This is a genomic window from Pseudoalteromonas sp. Angola-7 (genome assembly GCF_028599255.1).
GTDB classification, from domain to species: Bacteria; Pseudomonadota; Gammaproteobacteria; order Enterobacterales; family Alteromonadaceae; genus Pseudoalteromonas; species Pseudoalteromonas atlantica.
In genome coordinates this window covers 243,878-259,952 of sequence record NZ_JAQREL010000001.1, presented here as the reverse complement: position 1 = coordinate 259,952, position 16,075 = coordinate 243,878, and the positions used below count along the sequence as shown (strand labels likewise).

At 41.0% G+C, this 16,075-nt stretch carries 14 protein-coding genes; 7 read left to right on the top strand and 7 right to left on the bottom strand.

Annotation, left to right across the window (positions count from 1 at the left end; all coding sequences use genetic code 11):
* The first annotated feature begins 112 nt into the window (after positions 1 to 112).
* From PSH50_RS01205 to PSH50_RS01195, 3 genes are all read left to right on the top strand, one after another.
* Positions 113 to 898: a hypothetical protein gene (locus PSH50_RS01205; protein WP_004586759.1), complete on the top strand. Its 786-nt coding sequence runs from the start codon at positions 113 to 115 to the stop codon at positions 896 to 898.
* A 100-nt stretch (positions 899 to 998) separates the two neighbouring features.
* The gene (locus tag PSH50_RS01200; RefSeq protein ID WP_273609225.1) at positions 999 to 2,381 is read left to right on the top strand and encodes an amidohydrolase; all 1,383 of its coding nucleotides are present in this window, start codon (positions 999 to 1,001) and stop codon (positions 2,379 to 2,381) included.
* 10 nt (positions 2,382 to 2,391) lie between these two features.
* Positions 2,392 to 3,636 carry an amidohydrolase family protein gene (locus tag PSH50_RS01195; protein ID WP_273609224.1) on the top strand — a complete coding sequence of 415 codons (1,245 nt, stop codon included), beginning with the start codon at positions 2,392 to 2,394 and terminating at the stop codon, positions 3,634 to 3,636.
* A 145-nt stretch (positions 3,637 to 3,781) separates the two neighbouring features.
* Here PSH50_RS01195 and PSH50_RS01190 read toward each other — a convergent pair whose 3' ends face one another.
* Both PSH50_RS01190 and cspD read right to left on the bottom strand, forming a co-directional pair.
* Positions 3,782 to 6,004: an NADP-dependent isocitrate dehydrogenase gene (locus tag PSH50_RS01190; protein WP_055253781.1), complete on the bottom strand. Its 2,223-nt coding sequence runs from the start codon at positions 6,002 to 6,004 to the stop codon at positions 3,782 to 3,784.
* Positions 6,005 to 6,454: 450 nt separating this feature from the next.
* A complete protein-coding gene (gene cspD, locus PSH50_RS01185; protein ID WP_004586755.1) occupies positions 6,455 to 6,673 on the bottom strand; it encodes a cold shock domain-containing protein CspD in 219 nt (72 codons plus the stop codon).
* Positions 6,674 to 6,882: 209 nt separating this feature from the next.
* Between cspD and clpS the strand changes: the two genes are divergently transcribed.
* Together clpS and clpA are read left to right on the top strand one after the other, a co-directional pair.
* Positions 6,883 to 7,191: an ATP-dependent Clp protease adapter ClpS gene (clpS, locus tag PSH50_RS01180; RefSeq protein WP_004586754.1), complete on the top strand. Its 309-nt coding sequence runs from the start codon at positions 6,883 to 6,885 to the stop codon at positions 7,189 to 7,191.
* A 68-nt stretch (positions 7,192 to 7,259) separates the two neighbouring features.
* On the top strand, positions 7,260 to 9,521 hold the full coding sequence (clpA, locus tag PSH50_RS01175; protein WP_004586753.1) for an ATP-dependent Clp protease ATP-binding subunit ClpA: 2,262 nt from the start codon (positions 7,260 to 7,262) through the stop codon (positions 9,519 to 9,521).
* A 244-nt stretch (positions 9,522 to 9,765) separates the two neighbouring features.
* On the opposite strand, the gene infA is transcribed toward clpA, so the two are convergent.
* The 4 genes from infA to trxB all read right to left on the bottom strand — a co-directional run bounded on the left by infA (position 9,766) and on the right by trxB (position 12,532).
* A complete protein-coding gene (gene infA / locus PSH50_RS01170) occupies positions 9,766 to 9,984 on the bottom strand; it encodes a translation initiation factor IF-1 (RefSeq protein ID WP_002962494.1) in 219 nt (72 codons plus the stop codon).
* A gap of 90 nt (positions 9,985 to 10,074) precedes the next feature.
* Positions 10,075 to 10,779 carry an arginyltransferase gene (locus tag PSH50_RS01165; RefSeq protein ID WP_273586856.1) on the bottom strand — a complete coding sequence of 235 codons (705 nt, stop codon included), beginning with the start codon at positions 10,777 to 10,779 and terminating at the stop codon, positions 10,075 to 10,077.
* Entirely contained in the window at positions 10,772 to 11,488 is a 717-nt protein-coding gene (aat, locus tag PSH50_RS01160; RefSeq protein ID WP_138579863.1) for a leucyl/phenylalanyl-tRNA--protein transferase, read from the bottom strand. Before aat ends, PSH50_RS01165 begins: the two co-directional genes overlap by 8 nt.
* Before the next feature lie 93 nt (positions 11,489 to 11,581).
* Complete coding sequence (gene trxB, locus PSH50_RS01155; RefSeq protein ID WP_024033489.1) at positions 11,582 to 12,532, bottom strand: thioredoxin-disulfide reductase; 951 nt, start codon at positions 12,530 to 12,532, stop codon at positions 11,582 to 11,584.
* Positions 12,533 to 12,819: 287 nt separating this feature from the next.
* Between trxB and pssA the strand changes: the two genes are divergently transcribed.
* The gene (gene pssA, locus PSH50_RS01150) at positions 12,820 to 14,145 is read left to right on the top strand and encodes a CDP-diacylglycerol--serine O-phosphatidyltransferase (protein ID WP_273586857.1); all 1,326 of its coding nucleotides are present in this window, start codon (positions 12,820 to 12,822) and stop codon (positions 14,143 to 14,145) included.
* A gap of 115 nt (positions 14,146 to 14,260) precedes the next feature.
* Here the strand turns inward: pssA and ald are convergent, their stop codons facing one another.
* Positions 14,261 to 15,382 (bottom strand): alanine dehydrogenase, encoded by a 1,122-nt coding sequence (ald, locus tag PSH50_RS01145; RefSeq protein WP_004586748.1) that lies wholly within the window; start codon positions 15,380 to 15,382, stop codon positions 14,261 to 14,263.
* Positions 15,383 to 15,524: 142 nt separating this feature from the next.
* Here ald and lrp point away from each other — a divergent pair, with 142 nt between their 5' ends.
* Complete coding sequence (gene lrp / locus PSH50_RS01140) at positions 15,525 to 16,004, top strand: leucine-responsive transcriptional regulator Lrp (protein WP_004586747.1); 480 nt, start codon at positions 15,525 to 15,527, stop codon at positions 16,002 to 16,004.
* Positions 16,005 to 16,075: the final 71 nt, after the last annotated feature.

Genomic DNA, 16,075 nt, shown 5'->3' with positions numbered 1-16,075 from the left:
TAAATGTGTTTTTTGACACACTTAGGCAAAATTATTTTATAGCTACTGACATATTTTCTCAGCCTGCTATTATCGCCCCCATTATTTACGCGCTTAATTTTTAGGAGAACCAGTGAGCAAAACGTTAGCCAGCTATTACCAGCAAGCGTATGCCTGCGAACACAAGCATTTTAACCAATGTTTTTATTGTGGATGCGAAGCCACAGAGCGCGATCATTGCCCGCCGTTACATATGCTGCAGAGCATTATTGATTTAGGCGAAGAGGCCGACTTTGTCTCTATTGCCGCGTGTTATGAGTGCCATGCCTTATTGCATAATGAAAGGCTAATGACGATAGATGAGCGTTTTACAAAACTTAAAAAAAAGCTCTCTAATAAGTACGCTAAGGCGCTGCGTGTTTATAACATGTGGGAAGAAAACGAATTAAGCGAAATGAGTGACGAATTTGCGCACAGCATTCAAGCGGGTATGAAATTAGGTAAAGAGGCATCTGAGCGTTTAGCGTTTACAGGGTTTACGTATGCCACCGAAGAAGCCCGCGTGACCGTACGCGAAAAAACCAAAGAGTTTGATGTAGAAGGCACCGTTTTTACCGACTTTAAAGAGGCATTAAATTACTGTATTAACGTACTTAAAGTTCATAAAAGTGACTTTTATAAAATATTGGTAGAGGATTATAACGGCGACTTTAATAGGGCACTTAGCCAGTATCGTCATCGCCATGATAAAGTAACAGCAGCAAGCGATGGCAATACATTAATTAAGGATTTTGCTAAGCAACATAAGCAAAACTCAGACTTTGTAACTCGCACAGTAAAACACTTTATAAACAAAGACCCATCGCTTACAACCGAAGGCGCACTTGAAAAGCTGTATAACAATTATATAAAAAAATAATTACAGCCGTTTAACTCATTTAATCGCTTTTTTACCTGTTTTTTTAGCTTTATTACGCCGCTTTAGCTAAAGTAGCAAAAAAACAGGAGAACCTAACAACATGCAAAAATTTGCTCCCTCATTGTTAGCAGTTGGTTTAGCTGCTGCCCTTGTTGGCTGTCAAGAAAACGGCCCACAAGATGCAAAAATCACCATTAATAAAAACCCATACCCAAGCACCTACACACCGCTTGCAAGTAAAAGCACATTAATTACCAATGCAACAGTACTAACTGGCACTGGCGAGCGCTTAGATGACGCCGATGTGTTACTTGTTGATGGTAAAGTACAACAAGTAGGTAAAGACTTATCGGCCAATGCAGATGCAACCATTGATGCACAGGGCAAATGGGTTACCCCAGGTATTATTGACGTACACTCTCACTTAGGTGCTTACCCAAGCCCATCGGTTGAGTCTCATCAAGATGGAAACGAAATGACCAGCCCAAATACTGCTGAGGTGTGGGTAGAGCATTCTGTATGGCCTCAAGATCCTGGCTTTAACCGCGCGCGCGAAGGCGGTATTACTTCACTACAAATTTTACCAGGCTCAGCTAACTTATTTGGTGGCCGTGGCGTAACACTTAAAAACATTCCTGCGCATACCATGCAAGCAATGAAATTTCCTGATGCGCCTAATGGCTTAAAAATGGCCTGTGGTGAAAACCCAAAACGGGTATATGGTCGCCAAGGTACTTTGCCTTCAACCCGTATGGGTAACATGGCCGGTTACCGTATGGCATGGGCAGAAACACAAGAGTACAAACGTGCATGGGATAAGTACGACGCTGATTATGAAGCAGGTTTAAACCCAGAAGCACCAGTTCGCGATATTAAGCACGATACTCTTCGCGCGGTAATTGAAGGTGAAGTGTTAATTCATAATCACTGTTATAAAGCTGAAGAAATGGCGATGATGATCGACCTTTCAAAAGAATTTGGCTATCACGCAGGTACGTTCCATCACGGTGTAGAAGCTTATAAAATTGCAGATTTATTAGCTGAAAATGGTTCGTGTGCTGCACTTTGGCCAGATTGGTGGGGCTTTAAAATGGAAGCCTACGACATGGTTCAAGAAAACGTAGCTATTGTTGATGCGGTAAAAAATTCGTGCGCCATTGTGCATTCTGACTCAGACACCACTATTCAGCGCTTAAACCAAGAAGCGGGTAAAGTAATGTACCGTGCAAACGAAAATGGGTTTGATATTTCGGAGCAGCACGCGATTAAGTGGATCACCTCAAACGCGGCTAAATCATTAGGTATTGAAGATAAAACGGGTTCGCTTGAAGCAGGTAAGCAAGGCGATGTGGTTATTTGGAACCAAAACCCATTTAGCGTTTACGCAAAAGCTGAACAAGTATTTATTGATGGCGCAAAAGTTTACGATAGAAACGATAGCGCATTTCAAGCACAAAGTGATTTTATGTTAGGCCAACAATAAGGAGCCCAGAATGAAAAATTTATCACGTTCGTTTTCGCTATCTCTGGTTGCTGCCGGACTATTAGCCTCAGGTGCAGCCAATGCACAATCGCTTGCTATTATTAATGCCACGCTGCATACGGCAACCGAGCAAGGCGTTTTAGAAAACGCCAGCATTGTTATGGATAACGGTAAAATTACCGCTATTAATCCACAGCAAGTACAAGCAGATAAAGTTATTGATGCAAATGGGCAAATTGTAACCCCAGGTTTTATTGCTAGCATTAATCAACTTGGCTTAGTGGAAGTAAGTGCAGTTGCAGGCTCACGCGATGCAGGCGAAGAAAAAGCAGGCATTGATTTTGATGTAAGCCTTGCTTATAACGCTCACTCAAGCCTTATCGCGTATGCACGTAAAGGCGGTGTAACCCGCGATGTAATTACCCCGCATGGTGGCGATAGTATTTTTTCGGGCCTAGCAAGTGTGGTTGATTTAAGCGGTGATTTACAAGGCGACATACAAAAACAAGCTGCATTAGTGGTTTATTTAGGTGAGCGCAGTAAGGGCTCGCGCGCATTTACATTGCAAACGCTAATTAATAAGCTTGAAGAGCACCAAACAAAAGCAGCTAAAAAGCCTAAAAAAGACGACGACAGCACCCCAAGTACTGAAGATAAAGTAATGGTTAAAGTACTTAGCGGCGATATGCCACTTGTAGTGGGCGTATCTCGTGCGGCTGATATTATTGAGCTACTTAAAGTTAAAGAGCGATTTGGTATTAATTTGGTACTCAATGGCGCACAAGATGCTGTTGTTGTTAAAGAGCAGATTGCTAAAGCGCAAGTACCAGTAATTATGAGTGCTATGGATAGCTTACCTTCAAGCTTTGACTCTTTACATGCCAGTTTAGATAACGCAGCCGCGCTTGAAAAAGCTGGGGTAAAAGTTATTTTAACAGTGGGCGGCGATGCCAGTCATAATATTTATCAACTTCGATTTGATGCCGGTAATGCAGTTTCGTACGGCATGAGCCAGCAAGGTGCACTTAATGCTGTTACATCTAATGTAGCCGACGTATTTGGCATAAATGCAGGTAGCCTTGAAGTAGGTAAAGCTGCCGATGTGGTTGTATGGAGTAACGACCCATTTGAGCTAAGTAGCCATGTAAGTAAAATGATTATTAACGGTGAAGAAGTATCTACGCAGTCGCGCCAAGATAAACTGCGTGAGCGCTATACTACTGAATCATCTATGCCGCGTGCATATACAAAATAATTAATATAGCTTTAATTATCCAAAATTCAGGTTAATTATTAAAGGCCGCTACTTTAAAGTTAAAGTAGCGGCCTTTTTATATAAAATAAAGACACAAAAAAACCGCTTACTTTAAACGTAAGCGGTTTTTTAATTTAATCTAAAATTATACTAATTTAGATAAAATTTCGTTAAACGTTGCACTTGGGCGCATTGCTTTAAACGCTGCATCATCATTTGGTTGGAAGTAACCACCAATATCCATTGAAGGACCTTGCGCATCGTTAAGCTCGCTTACGATTTGCTCTTTTTGCGTTTCTAAATCGCTCGCAATTTGTGTAAATTGCGCTTTAAGCTCGCTGTCTTCGTCTTGCTTAGCCAGCTCTTGTGCCCAGAATAAAGATAAGAAGAAGTGAGAACCACGGTTATCAATTTCTTTTACTTTACGTGAAGGCGACTTGTTTTCAGCTAAGAACGTACCTGTTGCTTTATCTAGTGTGTCAGCAAGTACTTGTGCTTTTTTGTTGCCTGTATTCACGCTTAGGTGCTCAAGCGAAGCCGCTAGTGCTAAAAACTCGCCTAACGAATCCCAACGTAAGTGGTTTTCTTTTTCGAACTGTTGAACATGCTTAGGTGCTGAACCACCTGCGCCAGTTTCAAATAAGCCACCACCGTTCATTAGTGGCACAATAGAAAGCATTTTAGCACTGGTACCCAGCTCTAAAATTGGGAATAAATCTGTTAGGTAGTCACGTAATACGTTACCCGTTACAGAGATAGTGTCTTTACCTTCTTTAATACGCGCTAATGAGAATAAAGTTGCTTCAAGCGGTGCTAAAATTTGAATGTCTAGGCCATCAGTGTCGTGATCTGGTAAGTATTTGTTTACCTTTTTAATAAGCTCTGCATCGTGAGCACGGTTTTCATCTAACCAGAAAATAGCTGGTACGCCCGTCGCACGTGCGCGGTTTACAGCAAGCTTAACCCAATCTTGGATTGGTGCGTCTTTAACCTGACACATTCTCCAAATATCGCCTTGCTCAACAGTGTGCTCAAGTAATGTTGTGCCATTTGCATCAACAACACGAATAGAACCATCCGCTTTTGCTTCAAACGTTTTATCGTGAGAACCGTATTCTTCTGCTTTTTGAGCCATTAGGCCTACGTTTGGTACGCTACCCATAGTGGTAGGATCGAACGCGCCGTTTTCTTTACAAAAATCAATTGTAGCTTGGTAAACGCTTGAGTAGCTACGATCTGGGATCACAAAGCTAGTGTCTTGTAGTTTACCGTCGTTGTTCCACATTTGACCGCTTGAACGAATGGCAGCAGGCATAGACGCATCAATGATCACATCGCTTGGAACGTGTAAGTTAGTAATACCACGGTCAGAATCAACCATTGCAATAGCAGGACGCTCAGCGTAAACCGCTTGAATGTCTGCTTCAATTTCTTCGCGCTTAGCATCATCTAATGTTTGAATTTTAGAATAAACGTCGCCTAAACCGTTATTTACATCAACACCTAGCTCTTCAAAAAGCTCGCCGTGTTTAGCAAATACGTCTTTGTAGAAAACTTTTACCGCATGACCAAAAATAATAGGGTCAGATACTTTCATCATTGTCGCTTTCATGTGAAGCGAAAATAATACGCCTTTTTCTTTAGCTGCATCAATTTCTGCTGCTAAAAACGCTTGTAGTTTAGCTGCGCTAATGCGCGATGCATCAATTACTTCGCCAGCAATTAGCGGCGTGCTTTGTTTAAGTACAGTCACATCACCATTAGTCGCTACGTGCTCAATACGTACATCAGTTGCTGCATCAACAGTGACAGATTGCTCAGAACCAAAGAAGTCACCTTCGCTCATGCTTGCAACGTATGATTGTGAGTCTTTGCTCCACGCACCCATTGAATGAGGGTTATTGCGTGCATATTCTTTAACAGAACCTGGTGCACGGCGATCTGAATTACCTTCACGCAATACTGGGTTTACAGCACTGCCTTTAATTTTGTCGTAAGTTGCTTTAATTTTAGCTTCTTCATCATTTTTAGGCTCAGCAGGGTACTCTGGGAGTGCGTAGCCTTTTTCTTGAAGCTCTTTAATGACAGCGCGTAATTGCGGTACAGACGCACTGATATTTGGTAATTTGATGATGTTTGCTTCTGGTGTTTTTGCAAGTTCGCCAAGCTCTGCAAGCGCATCGCCGATGCGTTGCTCTTCAGTAAGGTAATCAGCGAAGTTTGCAATTACACGACCTGCTAATGAGATATCGCGAGTTTCAACTTCAACACCTGCCGCATTTGTATAGGCTTGGATAATTGGTAGCAACGAGTAGGTTGCTAGCGCCGGAGCTTCGTCCGTTTTAGTGTAGATAATTTTTGATGTCATCATCATTCCTAGATAGTAGGCCGCAGTGGCCGTATTCAACAATGCAAAGAAACTCATTAGCGCATGGTTGCGTTAACAAGCAGTTTGTTAGGTGTCGGTACTCTTAATATGCCAAAGAGGCAGAATAGTCACACCTGACTAACTGATTTTTATAGGTTGCAAAGTACACGTATTTTAGCCGCGTAAAAGCATAAGCTAAAATGTAACCGCGTAATTTAGCAACAAGAGTGTAACAAGCTTGTTTAAAAAGGGCTAGCGCTTGCGCTTTTGAACAGCCTTAATTAGCAGGTAACTGTTAGAACATTGGGGTATATAAAATAAAATCAAGGAAAAGGGTTGAATTTAGCGTGTACAGGAGCAATTTAGTAATAAGAAGAGAGTTGAGTGGTAAGTGGGGAATTAAGCGAGGATCTAAATTAGGTCGCTCGCTTTAGTCGAACAAATTTTTGATCACTCTAAAATATCGCCGTTAGGCGCAATGTTTTTAGCGTGTAAGCCCTTAGGGCCTTGTTCTAGCTCGAATGTTACATCCTGACCAGCTTTAAGTGTCTTATAACCGTCCATTACAATCGTTGAGTAATGAGCGAAAATATCATTCTCGCAGCCGTCTTCTACGATGAAACCAAAACCTTTGGCGTTATTGAACCATTTGACTTTACCACAAGCCATACTTCTACATCCTTCTATAAGTTGACTAATTTAGTTATTCTAAACCGTATAATTTGCTAGACTGACTAAGGATTAATCAATCTACTTCTGACTGTAGTTTATTTGGCCAGTCAGTCAAGTGTTTTGTGGTATTTTTTTAACATTTAATTTATTTTTTATTCAAGTTTGCTTGAGTTCTAAAGACAAGACTATATTTAATTATGAGTGGTATGAAAGATTCAGGTGTCATCGACACAGTTCGCGATAGTGAAAAGCAAAAGCTGCAGCCACCGCGAAAATACAAAGTTGTTTTAAATAACGACGACTACACGCCAATGGACTTTGTAATAGAAGTTCTAATGACGTTTTTCAATATGGATAGCGATAGAGCAACTGATGTGATGCTACAAGTTCACGAAAAAGGTAAAGGGATATGCGGTGTATTTAGCGCCGATGTAGCCCATACCAAAGCGGAACAAGTTAACCGTTATGCACGGGATAACGAGCATCCACTGCTTTGTAGTTGTGAGCAGGAATAAATACCAATTAGGTGATCAATCATCTCATTGTTGTGGTATAAAATAATTATCTCAGTAAGGGGTTGCCAATGCTAAACAAAGACTTAGAACTAACGTTAAATGCCGCGTTTCGTGAAGCGCGTACACGCCGCCATGAGTTTATGACGGTAGAACACCTTTTACTTGCGCTTTTAGATAACCCTTCAGCAGGCGAAGCGCTAAACGCCTGCGGTGTTGATATTTCTGGTTTAAAAACCGAACTATTAGAATTCATAGACGAAACCACACCGGTTATTCCCGATTTAGAAGAAGAACGCGAAACCCAACCAACACTGGGCTTTCAACGCGTGCTTCAACGTGCGGTTTTTCATGTTCAATCATCTGGTAAAAACGAAGTTACAGGCGTTAACGTGCTCGTTGCTATTTTTTCTGAACAAGAAAGCCAAGCGGTTTATTTACTTAAGAAAAGCGATATTTCTCGCTTAGATATAGTGAATTTTATTTCTCATGGTATTTCTAAAACGGATGATGAGTTAGGAGATGACACTGACGATATTCATGAAGAAGTACAAGAGGTTCAAAACGAAGAGGCAAGTAAGTTAGATAGCTTTACCACTAATCTAAATGCCCAAGCCAAAGACGGTAATATTGACCCATTAGTAGGGCGCGACAGCGAAGTAGAGCGCACCGTGCAGGTTTTATGTCGCCGTAAAAAGAATAACCCACTGCTTGTTGGTGAAGCAGGGGTAGGTAAAACAGCCATTGCAGAGGGCCTTGCGTACCGCATTGTTAATGAGCAAGTGCCTGAAGTAATTGCCGATGCTGTTGTTTACTCGCTTGATATGGGCGCATTACTTGCCGGTACAAAGTACCGCGGCGACTTTGAAAAACGCTTTAAGAGCTTATTAAAAGAGTTACAAGCAAAACCTAATTCAATTTTATTTATTGATGAAATACACACTATTATTGGTGCAGGTGCTGCATCGGGTGGTGTTATGGATGCCTCTAACTTACTTAAACCGCTGCTTTCAAGCGGGCAGTTACGTTGTATGGGCTCAACCACTTACAATGAATACAAAAATATATTTGAAAAAGACCGTGCGTTAGTGCGTCGTTTCCAAAAAATTGATGTACTTGAACCAAGTGTGGCCGATACCACTAAAATTTTAAATGGTTTAAAAGAGCGTTATGAAGAACACCATGGTATTCGTTACACGCAAAAAGCGTTAAAAGCAGCTGCTGAACTAAGTGCTAAATACATTAATGAGCGTCATTTACCTGATAAAGCCATTGATGTAATAGATGAAGCCGGTGCCAACCAACGTTTGCAGCCAAGCTCTAAGCGCAAAAAAACCATTGGTGTATCAGATATTGAATCGATTATTGCTAAAATGGCGCGTATTCCAGCTCAAAGCGTGTCATCGACCGATAAAGAAACGCTTAAAAATCTTGATCGTAATCTTAAAATGTTGGTGTTTGGGCAAGATCAGTCTATCGATGCGTTAACATCTGCGATTCGTTTATCTCGCTCTGGGCTTGCAAACGAAGATAAGCCAGTGGGCTCGTTCTTATTTGCGGGGCCAACGGGTGTAGGTAAAACCGAGGTTACTAAACAGCTTGCTAAATGTATGGGCGTTGAGTTTATCCGCTTTGATATGTCAGAGTACGTTGAGCGCCATGCAGTAAGCCGTTTAATTGGTGCGCCTCCGGGGTATGTTGGTTTTGAACAAGGCGGCTTACTTACCGAAGCCGTTATTAAAAACCCGCATGCAGTTGTATTATTGGATGAAATTGAAAAAGCCCATCCAGATATTTACAACATACTACTGCAAGTAATGGATCACGGTACGTTAACCGATAACAATGGTCGTAAAGCTGACTTTAGAAACGTGGTGGTGGTTATGACAACCAATGCCGGCGTTCAAGAAACCACACGTAAATCGATTGGCTTTACCGAGCAAGATCATACGCACGATGCAATGAGTGAAATTAACAAGGTATTTTCACCTGAATTTAGAAACCGCTTAGATAATATTATTTGGTTTAACCACCTTGAAAAAGACGTTATCTTGCAAGTGGTCGATAAATTTGTAGTTGAGCTGCAAGCACAATTAGATAAGAAGTCAGTTAACCTTGAGCTGACCTCTAAGGCCCGAGAGTGGTTGGCAGATAAAGGCTACGATAAAGCAATGGGTGCACGTCCAATGGCTCGTGTTATTCAAGATGAGCTTAAAAAGCCATTGGCTAACGAAATACTCTTTGGTGAACTGGTTGATGGCGGTACTGTTAAAGTATCAGTTAAAGATAAGAAAATTAACTTTGACTATGAAAGTAATTTAACACCCGCTTAAATAAGTGTATTCACTTATAGTACCCATCCGCAAAATAAATACCTTAATTATGCGGATGGGTATATAAACTAGCCTACGCGATATGCGTGGGCTTTTTTGTGCTTTTTTATAGGCAACAAAAAACCCAGCAAAAGCTGGGTTTTTTGTTTATTAAATGTAATTGCTAGTCAGTACCATCAATTACATTTAATAAACGCTTTAAGCTAGTTATTCACTAGCCAAAAACTAAATCTCGTTTACGCACTTAGCGAGCACGGAATACGATACGTCCTTTCGATAAATCGTAAGGAGTCATTTCTACCGTTACTTTATCGCCGGTTAAAATACGGATATAGTTTTTGCGCATTTTACCTGAAATATGAGCCACAACTACGTGACCATTTTCTAGCTCAACTCGGAACATTGTATTTGGTAAAGTATCAAGGACTGTCCCTTGCATTTCGATTACGTCTTCTTTCGCCATGTTTAGCGTAACACCTCTTTAATAGTTAAACGCTGCAGATTTTGCCCAAAATACGCCAATAAGTAAAGGCGCAGCGGGCATTTTTGCAAATTAAATAGCCAACCACTGGTCATTAACGTGTTTTTGCGCGGGTAAAAACTGAGTTTTGTATTTCATTTTGGTGCATTCATCAATTTGGTAGCCCAAATACACAAATTCTTTATTTTGCTGCTTAGCAAATTCGAGCTGCTGTAATATCATCACAGTCCCTAAACTGTAGTGTTCAAAGTCGGGATCGAAAAACGTATAAATAGCCGAAACAGCGTTATCCATGCAATCTGTTACGGCCACTGCAACTAAAGTGTCTTGGTGCCAAAGCTCAATAAACGTTATTTCTAACCAGCTACAAAATAAAAAGCTTTGAAACTGTTCTAAATTAGGCGGAAACATAGTGCCATCGCTGTGGCGCATTGAAATGTATTTACTATAAAGTGGGTAATATTCTTCGCGCTTAGCGTGTGTGTATTTAACTTCAAAGTTTGCTTTTACTTTATTTAGTTTTCTTTTTTGTGACTTTGAAGGGGTAAACTCTTGGGCTAACACGCGCACCGAGTTACAGGCGCTACACCAAGGGCAGTGCGGTCGATAAATTTGATTACCACTGCGCCTAAAACCGAGCGATAAAAGCATCTCAAATTTATGCGTGCTGTAACAGGTTGGGTCAAGTATTACCAATAATTGCTCTTGCCTGTCAGGTAAATAGCTACAAGCAAACTCTTGGCTAAGGCCAACGCGTGCAGGAATGTGTTCACTCATAAATTGCTGTTAACTCCTGTGGTTGCCACATGGTTGAGTTGAGGGTGTAAGCATTTGCTCGTTTAAGTTTAGTCAAAAATTCTGAGCGAGGGATCACTTTTGCGCCTAAAGAGGTTAAATATGGGTTTTCTAGTTGGCAGTCAATAAAATGTGCGTTATGGCGTTTTAACCAATTAACTAACGCCCACATGGCCAGTTTTGAGCAATTAGTTTGATGATGAAACATCGACTCGCCACAAAAAACGCCATTTTGCATAATGCCATACAGCCCACCGGCAAGTTCGCCGTTTTGCCATACTTCAACACTATGCGCAATATTAGCGTCATGTGCAGCAATATAAGCGCTTAACATATCGTTTGTTATCCATGTGCCTTCGGTGTCTATACGTTGCTCACAGCACGCTTCTATCACCTCAGCAAAAGCATTGTTAACAGTTACTTTAACAGGGTGCTTTTTTAAATGTTTACGCAAGCTTTTACTTATATGAAAGTCATTTAGCTCTACAATGCCGCGTTCACTTGGCGACCACCACATAATGGGCTCACCTTCGCTAAACCACGGGAAAATACCCATTTTATAGGCATTACTTAAGCGCTTTACAGATAAATCGCCGCCTATGGCAAGCAGTCCATCGGGGGAGGTAAGTGCATATTCGGGATTTGGAAATGCTATATCGGTTTCACTTAGTTGGTATAGCTGGTTTCTCATATAGGGCTTAACTTATTAATTATCATTAAAGTGTAACTATATTTTAGGCATAAAAAAAGGCTGAACTAACAGCCTTTATTAATTTTGTAGCGTTTATAGGTTATCTAAGAAACGCTCTGCATCTAGGGCTGCCATACAGCCTGTACCTGCAGACGTAATTGCTTGACGGTAAATATGATCAGACACATCACCTGCGGCAAATACGCCAGGTACGCTTGTTTGTGTAGCGTTACCGTTAAGACCAGACTCAACCACTAAATAGCCGTCTTTCATTTCTAGTTGGCCTTCAAACATGTCGGTGTTTGGCTTATGGCCGATAGCAATAAACACACCCGCTAAATCAAGCTCTTCGGTAGCATCAGATTGTGTATCTTTAATGCGTACGCCAGTTACACCCATGTCATCGCCAAGTACTTCGTCTAGCGTACGGTTGTAGTGCATTACTACGTTACCATTTTGTGCTTTTTCGTTAAGGCGATCAGCAAGAATTTTTTCACTGCGGAAGCTATCACGACGGTGAATAACGTGTACTTCATCCGCAATGTTAGATAAGTAAAGCGCTTCTTCTACAGCAGTGTTACCACCACCTACAACGGCAACTTTACGCCCTTTATAGAAAAAACCATCACATGTAGCACATGCAGATACACCACGACCTTGAAAATTAGTCTCAGACTCTAAGCCTAAGTATTTAGCCGATGCACCAGTGGCAATAATTAATGCATCACATGTGTAAGTACCTTGGTCGCCAGTAAGCGTGAACGGGCGCTTAGACACATCTACTTTATTAATGTGGTCAAACACAATTTCCGTTTCAAAGCGCTCAGCGTGCTCTTTCATACGGTCCATTAATGCAGGGCCTGTTAAACCGTGCGCATCGCCTGGCCAGTTTTCAACTTCAGTTGTGGTCGTTAATTGGCCACCTTGTTGAATGCCGGTAATTAAAACGGGGTTTAAATTTGCACGTGCGGCGTATACTGCGGCAGTGTAACCCGCAGGGCCAGAGCCTAAAATTAGTAACTTAGAGTGTTTTGCTTCAGTCATGATCTTTTCCTAAACGTTTAATACTGAACTTAATGGCTTCGATTCTAAGAAAAACAAGGCACAAGTAAACAAATTATGTGAATATTTTTTTCTGACAAAATTAAAAGCTGTGCAATATTATGTACTGACTTTGTCTTGAACGATAAAAAAGCCCGCGTAAAGGCTAAAAAACAAACAGATGAGCAACAAAGCTTCGTTAATTCATGACCCGTTAGTATTTTTTTGATATGTTTTACCTAATTTTATTTGTCACTGATAGATTATGTGACCTTAGTGAATAGGCAACTATGTTATTTTGGCAGGAAAAACCCGCATTTGGGTTGACTTCAAAAGACGTTAACGTCTTAACCAACGCACAAGAGTACCGTACGCAATTGCTACGTTTAATTAGCAATGCAAAAAAAAGAATCTACATTACGGCACTTTATTTACAAGATGACGAAGCAGGGCGCGAAATACTGGAAGCGCTGCATCGTGTGTCGTTGGCAAACCCCAACCTTGAAATAAAAGTGTTGGTTGATTTTCATCGTGCTCAACGTGGTCTTATTGGTGCAAAAAAATCAGACGGTAACGCAAGTTTATATTGTGACTATTTAGAAAAATTTAAATCAAATGTACAAGTTTACGGTGTGCCAGTTAAAGCCAAAGAGTTGTTTGGTGTGTTACACCTTAAAGGTTTTGTTGTAGATGATACTTTATTATACAGCGGCGCCAGCTTAAATAACGTGTACTTACAATACAACGAACGCTACAGGCTCGACCGTTACTTTTTAGTTGACCAAGCAGCACTGTGCGACTCGGTGGTTGATTTTATTGAGTCTAAGCTAATAGGCTCGCAAGCCGTGCCACGTATTGATACACGCCCGCTTAAGCGCTTAATAGACTTTAAATTTGAACAAAAGCAATTAATGCGCGAGCTAAAGTCGGCCAGTTATGCAAACCCAACTAAGCCCAATACCGACCCACTCGGTGTGCGTTTGTTTTTAGGTTTAGGGCGTCGTAATAATAGCCTTAACCGATTAATTAAAAACTTGTTTGATACCACAGAGCAAGAGCTTGTACTTTACACACCGTATTTTAATTTTCCGGCACCGCTTATGCGCTCACTACGTCGATTATTAAAACAAGGTAAGCAAGTAACCATTGTAGTAGGTGATAAAACCGCAAACGATTTTTATCTGCCGCCAAGTGAGCCATTTAGTAAAATTGGTGCACTCCCGTATTTATACGAAACTATTTTGCATAAATTTGTAAAATCGCAAAAGCGCCATATAGATAACGGCAATTTAAACGTGTATTTATGGAAGCATGAGAGTAACTCGTTTCACTTAAAAGGTATTTGCGCCGACCGACAACGGCACTTATTAAGCGGCCATAACCTTAATCCACGAGCGTGGGGCCTTGATATCGAAAACGGTATTTTAATTGAAGACCCACAGCAAAGTATTATGCAAGCCATAGATAACGAAAAGCAGGAAATTTTAAAACACTGCCGCCGTTTAACTGGGCCAAATGATTTAGAAACAGTAGAAAATTACCCGCAACCGGTTAAAAAGCTGCTTGGTCAGGCTAAACGCGTAAAAGTAGATTTTATAATTAAGCGTTTTATATAAATTAATTTATATAGTCGAAATTTAGATACAAAAAAAGCAGCTAATTAGCTGCTTTTTTATTGTTTGTAGTTAGGTAACTATTTTGTTCAATAACACCTAACGACTAAACGCAAAATTACGCGTTTTCTACTGCAGTACGAGGGTCAACATATTCCATGTTGAACGCTTCAGCTACTTCTTTGTAAGTTACTTGGCCTTTAATTACGTTTAAGCCTTTTAAGAAGTGCGCGTCATCTAGTAGTGCCTTTTTGTAACCTTTGTTTGCAAGGTTAATAATAAACGGCAATGTTGCATTGTTAAGTGCAAAGGTAGAAGTACGCGGTACTGCACCTGGCATGTTAGCAACACAGTAGTGAACAACTTCATCAACAATGTATGTAGGATCAGCGTGTGTTGTTGCTTTAGAAGTTGCAATACAACCACCTTGGTCAATAGCAACATCAACAATTGCAGAGCCTGGCTTCATTGCTTTAATGTGATCGGCTGTTACTAGTTTAGGCGCTGCAGCACCTGGAATTAGTACGCCACCAATTACTAAGTCGGCTTCTAGTACGTGTTTTTCTAGTGCGTCAGCCGTTGAGTAAATCGCTTTAACTTTGTTACCAAATTGCGCGTCTAGTGCACGAAGTACATCAATGTTGCGGTCAAGTACTACAACGTCTGCGCCCATGCCAACAGCCATTTGCGCTGCGCTACGACCCACCATGCCGCCGCCAATTACAACAACCTTAGCTGCTTCAACGCCTGGTACGCCACCAAGTAACATGCCACGGCCGTGGTTAGATTTTTCAAGCGCTTGTGCACCGGCCTGAATAGACATACGACCTGCTACTTCACTCATTGGTGCAAGAAGCGGCAAGCCGCCACGTGCATCAGTAACTGTTTCGTAAGCAATACAAATCGCTTTGCTTTTAACAAGGTCTTCAGTTTGTGGAAGATCAGGTGCAAGGTGAAGGTAAGTAAATAAAATTTGATCTTCGCGTAGCATTGCACGCTCAACAGCTTGTGGCTCTTTTACTTTTACGATCATGTCTGCTTTTGCAAAAACATCAGCTGCAGTTGCTAAAATTTCAGCGCCAGCTTGTGTGTAATCTTCGTTAGTAAAACCAATGCCCATACCTGCATCTGTTTCAACAATCACTTGGTGGCCGTGATTTACTAATTCACGAACACTCGCAGGAACCATACCTACACGGTATTCATGGTTTTTAATTTCTTTAGGTACACCAATAATCATAAAATTTGCCTTATTAAGAACGGATTAACATTTTTCACTATTATATTCATCATAAGGCAGTGTGTCCCACCTTTTTTAAAAGGCTAGGCAGTGTTATTATCTAAATAATAAAAATAAACAGAATATTAAACTAGTTGGGTGTATGCATCAGTTATTAGATAGAATTGACCGTAAAATTTTAATGGAATTACAGCACGATGGACGCCTTTCTAATGTAGAACTGGCCCGACGAGTAGGCCTGAGCGCCACGCCCTGTCTGGAACGCGTAAAAAAGTTAGAACGTGAAGGTTATATACTTGGCTACAAAGCGGTGGTTGATCCAGCAAAGCTTGGCCAAGGCTTATCTGTGTATGTTGAGGTAACTATTACCAAAACATCGCCCGACGTATTTGATGAGTTTAGTGCGGCGGTTAAACAGCACGAAGAGATAATAGAGTGTCACTTGGTATCGGGTAATTTTGATTTTTTATTAAAAACACGCGTAAACGATATGTCAGAATACCGCGGTGTACTAGGCGACATTCTTTTAAAGCTGCCAAACGTGAGTGAAAGCCGCACCTATGTAGTAATGGAAGAAGTAAAAGGTGAAGACGGCGTAATAATTCGCCCTTACATTGCGTAAATTTAACCGCCAAAGATAAACACACTCTAATTTATAAAAACTTGTTCATAATCAGGCCATACACATTAAGA